The organism is Occallatibacter sp., assembly GCF_049802275.1.
Lineage (GTDB): Bacteria > Acidobacteriota > Terriglobia > Terriglobales > Acidobacteriaceae > Telmatobacter.
This window is the reverse complement of the sequence record NZ_JBARMD010000209.1, coordinates 1-8,655: the sequence shown is the minus strand read 5'-3', so window position 1 is coordinate 8,655 and position 8,655 is coordinate 1. Positions and strand designations below refer to the sequence as shown.

Below are 8,655 nucleotides of genomic sequence, written 5' to 3'. Positions count from 1 at the left end.
TATTAACCAGAGGGTCTTGAGTGCAATGCTGCAGCGAGCTGCCGTCTATATGCCGTCTATTGGTTCGTTGAATGCGGTGCGCGTTTGGACCGGGTTCCGAGCAGCCACGCCGGATAAGCTTCCACTGATCGGGCCTTCGCTGCACGATGACACGGTGTGGCTGGCGACTGGACATGAGGGGTTGGGAATTACAACCTCCCTGGCTACAGGCGCACTGCTGGCTGCTGCGCTCGAGGGCAGACAAGCATCGATTCCGTTGGATCCGTATCTGCCGTCCCGCTTTAAGCACAACAATTCCGCTGATGCAGCAAAGGAGCCGCTATGAAATGGAAAGGCGTAATGCCCGCCATGACCACGCCATTCACCGAAGGCCTTGAAATCGACTGGGCCTTTGCTGCACGTCACGCACGGTGGATGCAGGCAAATGGATGTACTGGCATCGTGTGCCTGGGTTCACTGGGAGAAGCGGCGACGCTCACGTTCGAAGAGAAACTAAAGATTGTTCGAGGGGCCGTAGCAGCGGTCGCACCATCCACTCCTGTAGTTGGAGCGATCTCTGCGCTGTCGACATCAGAGGCGGTGCACCTAGCCAAGGCGCTGACTGATGCGGGAGCGCAGGGCCTGATGATTCTGCCACCTTATGTCTACAAGGGCGACTGGCGAGAGACGAAAGCATACATTGCGGCGATCCTTCAGGCGACGCCGCTTCCCGCAATGCTCTACAACAATCCCGTTGCCTACGGAACAGACTTTGTGCCTGCCCAGATCAAAGAGCTCGCTGAGGAATTCGAGAACCTGGCGGCCGTGAAGGAGTCTTCGACAGATGTGCGACGCGTAACCGCTATTCGCGCACTTACCGGCGATCGCCTCGCCATTTTTGTCGGCGTGGACGATGCAATCGTGGAAGGAATCGAGGCCGGGGCGGTTGGCTGGATCGCTGGGCTCGTGAATGCTTTCCCGCGCGAATCCGTCGCGCTGTTTGATTTTGCAATCGCAGGAAACAAAGAGGCCGCGTTCAATATCTACCGCTGGTTCCTGCCGCTGTTGCGTATGGACACTGTCCCCAAGTTTGTGCAGTTGATCAAGCTCGTGCAGGAGGAACTGGGGGTTGCAACGGCGCGTGTGCGGCCACCCCGACTCCAGATCGAGGCCGCTGAGTTAAATGAAGCGAAAGCATTGATCGCTGACGCGCTGCAACATCGCCCGGATGGCATCGTAAGTTCGCCGTTGCTATAACTGCTCAGCCTGAGGGTTTCATTTGTAGAGCAGTTCTTTCATGCTCTCTCATGATTCAGCCCCTCTTCCGATACGGGCAATTAATGGACGTACATCCTGTTATCAATCTGAGGGCATCCAATAGCCTGACGGCTGAGTTTTTCTATCCTCCCAACCCAGGCCAACTCGGTGCAACCAGGAAATGCCGCGCGTTCCCACTTCGACATACCGGCTTCAGTTGCACGCGAATTTCACATTCGACGACGCAGCGAACGTCGTCGCCTATCTCAAGTCTCTGGGCGTCTCGCACGTTTATTGTTCGCCATATCTCCAGGCAGCTCCCGGCAGCATGCACGGTTACGACGTCGTCGACCATCAGCGCGTAAATGAAGAATTGGGAGGGGAGGAGGGCCATCAGCGATTCTGCGACCGGCTCGCGGAACTTGGGCTAGGCCAGGTGCTAGATATCGTCCCCAACCATATGGCGACGGGGCCGCGGAATCAGAATTGGTGGGATGTTCTTGAAAATGGCCCGTCAAGCCGATTCGCTACATGGTTCGATATCGACTGGCATTCCTCTGAAGTGAAACTTCAGAACAAGGTCCTGATACCTGTGCTCGGCGATCAGTATGGTCGTGTTCTCACAGCGGGTCAGATTCAAATCGATCGGGACGATGCATCTCTCCGCATACGATACATCGATCATCTCTATCCTCTCGCACCACGTTCTCAGCCCATCATTCTCGAACGTGCTGCTCAATATGCATATAGTCCGACTCTCAGCTTTCTTGCGGACAGCCTTGCTCGCCTGCCCGTCCCTGACGCGACAGACAGCGAAGCGATTAACTCACGACATCGTGACAAGGTCGTGATTTACGGCCTGCTGCAACGATTCTGTGAAGAACATCCAGAGACCTCGCAGGCGATCAACAGGGCGATTCGAGAACTGAATTCCGATCATGATGCCCTGGACGAATTGTTGAATCTTCAACACTACCGATTGGCCTACTGGCGCACAGCCGATCAGGAACTCGGCTATCGCAGGTTTTTCGATGTGAACACCCTTGTCGGACTTCGAGTGGAACGGCCACATGTGTTCGAGCAGACGCATCGCCGCATTCTTGATTGGCTTCGCGAAGGAGTCCTTGACGGAGTTCGCGTCGACCATCCCGATGGGTTACGCGACCCTTTGCAGTACTTCACGCGTTTGCGGGAGCGAGCTCCGGATGCGTGGATCATTGGCGAGAAGATACTCGAGCCCGGAGAATATCTTCGCGAGAGCTGGCCGATTCAGGGCACAAGCGGCTACGACTTTCTGAATGTTTGCAACTGTTGGCTCATGCACCCCGATGGCTTGAAGGAGCTGACGCAGATCTACAAGGACTTTACGCGAGAGCCGACTGATTTCGCTGCCATCGCAAGCGATAAGAAGCTAAATGTCGAGCATGAGGCGCTAGGCAGCGATGTGAATCGACTAGCAAGTCTGTTCGTCGAGATCTGCGAAAACAATCGCGACCGCCGCGACTTTACCCGAGCGGAGATCAGGCGATCGATCCGGGAAGTGGCGGCCGGGTTTTCGGTATACAGAACCTACGTAGTTCCAGAGCGCGAAGAGATTACAGAGGAGGATCGTCTGCATGTTTCCGATGCGATCGAGAGAGCCAAGAATCACCGGCCGGATCTCGATGGAGGCCTGCTTGACTTCATCGGGGATGTGTTGCTGTTGCGTTCTCGCGGTCCACTCGAAGCCGAATTTGTCTACCGCTTCCAGCAATTCACCTCGCCGGTTATGGCGAAAGGGGTAGAGGATACGGCCTTTTATTGCTATAACCGGATGATCGGGCTGAACGAGGTGGGTAGTGCTCCGGACCGCGATGGCATTAGCTCGCCGGATTTCCTTGCCTATTGCGGCAGGATGCAATCCTCTTTCCCGCTGACCATGACCACGCTCTCAACGCACGATACGAAGCGCTCTGATGACGTGCGCGCCCGGCTGGCAGTGATTACAGAGATGCCCGGGCAGTGGCGCGTATCCCTGAGGCGCTGGTCGCGGATAAATGCCTTTTTCAAAACTGGAGGCGAGCCCGATCGCAATACGGAATACTTCCTGTATCAAACGATGATTGGCGCGTGGCCGATTGAGCGCGATCGGATGACCGCCTACATGGAAAAGGCGGTGCGCGAGGCAAAGCAGCGAACCAGTTGGACACAGCAGAACAAGGAATTCGAAGATCATCTGAAGACCTTCATTGAACGCATCTACGACAGTGAGGAGTTCCTGGCGGAGATTGGAGAATTCGTAAGCCGCATTCTCACCCCGGGAAGAGTAAACAGCCTTGCACAGACTCTGCTGAAATGTACGGCTCCCGGCGTGCCTGACACTTATCAAGGAAGCGAGTTGTGGGATCTTCACCTGGTCGATCCCGACAACCGCGGACCGATCGATTACACGGCGCGAAACACATTGTTATCGGAGCTTGAAGCGGGCATGCCAGTTGAAGAAATTCTCAAGAATATGGACAGCGGGATGCCGAAACTGTGGTTGCTCCATTGCGCGCTTAAGCTGAGGCGGCAAAGACCGGAATTATTTGGAGAGGGTGGAGACTTTACTCCACTGGCGATTGAGGGAAGGCGGGCGGATCATGCGTTGGGCTATCTGCGGGCGGGCAGCCTTGCAACGATTGTTCCGCGATGGAATCTAAGACTTGCGGCGAACTGGCTGAACACTACCGTTGATTTGCCCGTCGAGCGCTGGAGAAACGTGCTTACCGACGAAGTGATAGGCGGCGGCCGCATACCCTTGTCAAATCTCTTGCGCCGTTTTCCCGTGGCGCTGCTCGCGAAAGAAGAGAGCTGAGTGATGCATGTATTCAAGATCTGGGCGCCGCTTGCGAAGGCGGTAGCCGTACAAATAGATGGAAAATCCATCCTCATGGATGGACCGGATGACGATGGTTGCTGGACTGCAGCCGTAGACTCCGCGAGCTACGGCGCGGACTACGGGTTTGTTATAGATGCAGACAATACAACCTACCCAGATCCTCGATCTCAGCGGCAACCGAATGGAGTTCACGCACTCTCCCGCCTCTACAATCAGAATGAATTCCGGTGGACTGATCCGGCCTTTCAGGCAAGACCGCTGGCGAGCGCTGTAATTTATGAGCTGCACATTGGAACCTTTACTTCGGAAGGCACGCTTGATGCGGCAGCTGCGAAGCTCGAATACTTAAGAACTCTCGGCATCACTCATGTGGAACTGATGCCTGTTGCGGCCTTCGATGGCAACCACGGATGGGGTTATGACGGCGTCTCTCTCTATGCTGTACACGAACCTTACGGCGGCCCTGACGGATTGAAGCGTTTCGTCAACGCAGCTCATGGACTTGGCTTGGCCGTACTGCTCGATGTGGTATATAACCACTTCGGACCCAGCGGGAACTACACGGGCAAGTTCGGCCCCTATTTAACGAACGCTCACAAGACACCGTGGGGCGGCGCCATGAATATGGAAGAGGCCGGCTCGCACCAGGTTCGTCGATTTCTCCTCGATAACGCCCTCATGTGGCTGCGCGATTTCCATATCGACGGCCTGCGCATTGATGCCGTACATTCCTTTGTAGACCGATCGGCGATTCACTTTCTCGAACAACTTGCCACGGAAGTTGAGACACTCGGCGCAACACTTGGCCGCGGACTGGTGCTGATCGCCGAAAGTGACTTGAACGATCCGCGCGTTGTGACCCCGCGCGATTGCGGGGGCTTCGGCATGGATGCTCAGTGGAGCGACGATTTTCACCACGCGCTGTTTACTGTTCTCAGCAGGGAAAGGCTCGCCGGTTATTACACCGACTTCGGATCGATTGCTCAACTTGCCAAGGCTATGGAGCAGACATTCGTCTATGACGGAATTTTCTCCCGTCATCGCAATCGCATACATGGACGCACCGCAAGGAATCTGTCTCAGCATCGCTTTCTTGGTTTTATCCAGAATCACGATCAGGTTGGCAACCGCGCCCTCGGCGACAGAATCAGCCAGAGTGCCGGAATCGATCGCGCAAAGATTGCGGCAGCTCTGGTATTGCTTGGCCCGTTTATTCCGATGCTTTTCCAGGGGGAGGAATGGGCATCAACGTCGCCGTTTCTTTATTTCGCCGATCACCTGGATCCGGAGTTGGCTCGACAAGTGTCAGAAGGGCGCAAGCGAGAGTTTTTTGCCTTCGGTTGGGATCCAGCGACAATCCCGGATCCAGAGAATCAGGCGAGCTTCGAGCGCTCGAAGCTGAAATGGGAGGAACTGCCGAGACCTGCTCATGCTGCGATGCTGAACTGGTATCGCGAGCTGATCCGGCTGCGACGCTCCACCCCATCTTTGAACAACGGAGAACCTGGAAACACAGTAGTCACCTTCAACGAGGAGGAGCGATGGCTTTGCACGGCGCGGGGGTCGGTTGTGATCGCCTGCAACCTGGGGTCAAACTCCGGACCACTGCCGGTTATAAACGGCGGCAAACTGATACTTGCTTCGCGGCCTGACATTGTCGGTGAAGATGGCACAATCGCTCTGCCGCCGGACTCGGTAGCGATTCTTCGAACCGACGCTATCCACTAAAAGTGACGAATGGACTCGTGTCGAATAGGCTCGACCGGAGCCGGTACAGTTTCGTTTTCGGGTGCGTGGTGTCGATCACTCGATCGATCCACGTGTCCTTCAAGTGATCGACTCACCAGGTCTCGCGAACCAAGTCCAACGGCAAGTGCAAGAGTCAGTACGATACCGCCAAACAAAATTCCAAACGCCAGCTCAACAATGTTTCCGCCCACTTGAAGATGGTCAAGCACCATGGCGGCGGTTAGCACGAGCACCAGCCATTTGACGCCGAGAGAAAGAAATCTTGCATACTGCAATTGAGCATTCACCGCTCCGATGAGCACAGAGCGTGCCAGAAACCGGGCGATCAGAGTTCCTGCGATCAGCAGCAGAATTGCGCCGACAAGATGCGTCAAGTAGGGCAGCATTGAAATCGGCAGTGGGGCGCCGGTTGCGTAGGACGCGTCGAATGCGGACACTCCGATTATCAATCCGAGCAGAACGCAGCCCCAGAATGCGGCCCGTGCGATCAATGCTGTGGGAGAACTCGAAGGTGCCCATTCCGAAGCGCCGCGATTCAATCGATCGTCGAATTTGAGAAGGCCCAGCCCTTTCCGCAAGAGGGTCGAGAGACCCATTCCGATCAAGGTGAACAGAGTAAGCGCGACAAAGACCGCCAGAATGCCGGGCAAAACGGCGATAAACAGCGACAACACGCGATAAACGGATTGGTGGAGCGCGTCGGACATATGATGCCAGATCGACCCGTTGTCGATTACGATCGGTGCCGGTGGCGGATTGTAATCTTGAACTGTCTGTAGCATTGCGGCGAGGAATCGATGCATCGGACTCTCTCCTTGAACTGCCCGTTCCAAATCTTCGTAATTGGAACGGTTTCACTCTCCCAAACGGAGCGTCATGAATTAAATCGGTCGGGCCAGCGCCAGCGCGAGACGATGTACTGCTTGTCTGATTCAAAAGCTGCGGCTACTGCTTCCACGTGAACCTCGGAGCTTGTGCCCGATTTCACGACATTAAGGTGACCGGCGACCCATGCAAGATAGAGCGGAATGAGCGCACCGAGCAGATGTCCACGATTGAGCGTGCGAAGCCTGTAAGCCACCAAAAAATCGAAGACGACGCGTGCCCAAAGATTCTCCGGCATACGAAATGACGCCGGTTCAGCGATCGAAAGCCGTTTCAATCCAAGCAGAGAATTGGGCGCCAGTACGAGAGACCAGATCTCCTGGAGATTTGAGAATGCCAGCCGAAACGCTTCGACCATCGGTGCGATATCAACCTCTCCCTCTATTCCATCGATCACGGGAAAAGTACGCCGATCTGGCGGAAGCCGGCGCGGACGCTGCCAGAAAGCCGCCTTGGCCTCGATATCCGCAAACAGAGATCCGGTGACCAGCGTGAGAATCGCATTGACGTTCGGCTCGGCAGGCTGCGGCAACATGCGTGAGCCGACGGCAATTTCTTCGACACTTAATCCGGAGATTGCTGCCTCGCTTACGGGCCAAAGGATGGCGTCTGCCTGGTTCAGATGGATAAAACGCTGGGCTGTATTGGCAAGCCGCTCCGCCATGCGCACGGAAAAAGACATGTCGATCGATAGCGGGAATCGGGTTCGAGACCCGAACAAAGCGCGCGTCAACGGGTACAGAATGGCCGAGTTCACGAGTCCGGCATTTGGTGGAAGCGAATAGTGAGGGACTGCCAGATCAAATGTTGAATCGGACACCGCATTCGCCAAATCGTGAAGCGCCGATGGGCTCAGAGAATCGGCACCAGGTCCAAGCATCAGAATTGCGCGCGCTTGGTGTTCCTTGGCCGCGGCAGCAGCACTCGCAAAATCAATCGCCGCGAGAGGCCAGATGGCATTGGTAGCTTGCGTTGAAATCACGCGCAGAGCTGGATATGCAGTGCTGGAGGTGTCGTTAGGCGTTGCGATCAGCAGTTCTTCCGCAGGAAACAAGGCCGTCAAATTGGCAAAGATATTGTCGAGCGACTCCACCGCCATAGGAGCAATAAAAACAAGCAAACCTGCTTTCGCGGGAATAGCCGTTGGGTGAGAGTCCGAGACTGAATTTGCAGTAGCCATAATGGACTGGGGATAGCTCGTGCCCTAGCAAAGTGAACGATCAAACGGCCGGCTTAGTCGATTCGATGCCGGTTAATTGCACAACGATAGGATACCTGCAATGGGGATGTGTATCCATGCTGGGCGGTTGTTGAGTTCATACTGCAACTCGTAGAGAGCCTTTTCCAGCACGAATGCATCCAGCAGCAACTGCATCTCCCGCCCAGGAGGCAGCAGGTCCGGATTTTTCGCGATTGTCTCTCGATAACCGCGAAGAAACTCGCCGGACGTAGATTTTTGCCATGCCTCGGCCCAGGTGCTTAAGCCTCCAGCGGCGTTCACTCGCAAGTCTTTGGAATTGGCATCCCGAAATTCCTTCAGACCAGCGAATGCGGCATAGGAGAACGAGCGCAGCATCCCGGCCACGTCCTTCAGGGGCGATTGCTTGCGCCGACGTTGCAACAGTGATCGCGCTGGCTCGCCTTCGAAGTCCAACAGGACGAAATCGCCTCGGTCGTCCGTGCCGCCTTTGACAGCGGTTCGGAGAGTCTGGCCGAGGTGATAGTCGCCGTGAATGCGAATGCGCTGCCCTGCGGCAGAAAGCTCGACGATGGAGCGGCTCCGTTCTATCAGTTCCAAGCGCTTTGATAACAACAGGGCCGCCCGGTCGGCGGATGCCTCATCGAGAGTGGAGAACCTCACCCTGAGTGCTTCCAGGGCAGATCTGATCTGGGTCTCGATCTGGCTCGCGTCTAGCTCCAGATCT

Annotated in this window: 6 protein-coding genes and 1 pseudogene; 4 read left to right on the top strand and 3 right to left on the bottom strand. The window is 55.7% G+C overall.

Going from position 1 to position 8,655, the window contains the following annotated elements; all coding sequences use genetic code 11:
• From WA354_RS07090 to treZ, 4 genes are all read left to right on the top strand, one after another.
• On the top strand, positions 1-325 hold a 325-nt coding region (locus WA354_RS07090), incomplete at its 5' end, for an FAD-dependent oxidoreductase (RefSeq protein ID WP_472812303.1).
• Positions 322-1,236 (top strand): dihydrodipicolinate synthase family protein, encoded by a 915-nt coding sequence (locus WA354_RS07085; RefSeq protein WP_472812302.1) that lies wholly within the window; start codon positions 322-324, stop codon positions 1,234-1,236. The genes WA354_RS07090 and WA354_RS07085, both read left to right, overlap by 4 nt.
• 181 nt (positions 1,237-1,417) lie before the next feature.
• Positions 1,418-4,072: a malto-oligosyltrehalose synthase gene (treY, locus tag WA354_RS07080; RefSeq protein WP_472812301.1), complete on the top strand. Its 2,655-nt coding sequence runs from the start codon at positions 1,418-1,420 to the stop codon at positions 4,070-4,072.
• A 3-nt stretch (positions 4,073-4,075) separates the two neighbouring features.
• A complete protein-coding gene (gene treZ, locus WA354_RS07075; protein WP_472812300.1) occupies positions 4,076-5,824 on the top strand; it encodes a malto-oligosyltrehalose trehalohydrolase in 1,749 nt (582 codons plus the stop codon).
• Here treZ and WA354_RS07070 read toward each other — a convergent pair.
• The 3 genes and pseudogenes from WA354_RS07070 to WA354_RS07060 form a co-directional block, all read right to left on the bottom strand.
• Positions 5,821-6,648: a hypothetical protein gene (locus tag WA354_RS07070; protein WP_472812299.1), complete on the bottom strand. Its 828-nt coding sequence runs from the start codon at positions 6,646-6,648 to the stop codon at positions 5,821-5,823. The two genes, treZ and WA354_RS07070, sit on opposite strands and share 4 nt — an antisense overlap.
• A gap of 71 nt (positions 6,649-6,719) precedes the next feature.
• A complete protein-coding gene (locus WA354_RS07065) occupies positions 6,720-7,910 on the bottom strand; it encodes a hypothetical protein (RefSeq protein WP_472812298.1) in 1,191 nt (396 codons plus the stop codon).
• A 72-nt stretch (positions 7,911-7,982) separates the two neighbouring features.
• Positions 7,983-8,655 (bottom strand): annotated as a pseudogene (locus WA354_RS07060) (maltose alpha-D-glucosyltransferase); the annotation flags it as partial.

Excerpts from the sequence above, each read along its gene's own strand:
- treZ (WP_472812300.1), top strand. The coding sequence starts at position 4,076 with ATGCATGTATTCAAGATCTGGGCGCCGCTTGCGAAGGCGGTAGCCGTA.
- treY (WP_472812301.1), top strand. The coding sequence starts at position 1,418 with ATGCCGCGCGTTCCCACTTCGACATACCGGCTTCAGTTGCACGCGAAT.
- WA354_RS07085 (WP_472812302.1), top strand. The coding sequence starts at position 322 with ATGAAATGGAAAGGCGTAATGCCCGCCATGACCACGCCATTCACCGAA.
- WA354_RS07070 (WP_472812299.1), bottom strand. The coding sequence starts at position 6,648 with ATGCATCGATTCCTCGCCGCAATGCTACAGACAGTTCAAGATTACAAT.
- WA354_RS07065 (WP_472812298.1), bottom strand. The coding sequence starts at position 7,910 with ATGGCTACTGCAAATTCAGTCTCGGACTCTCACCCAACGGCTATTCCC.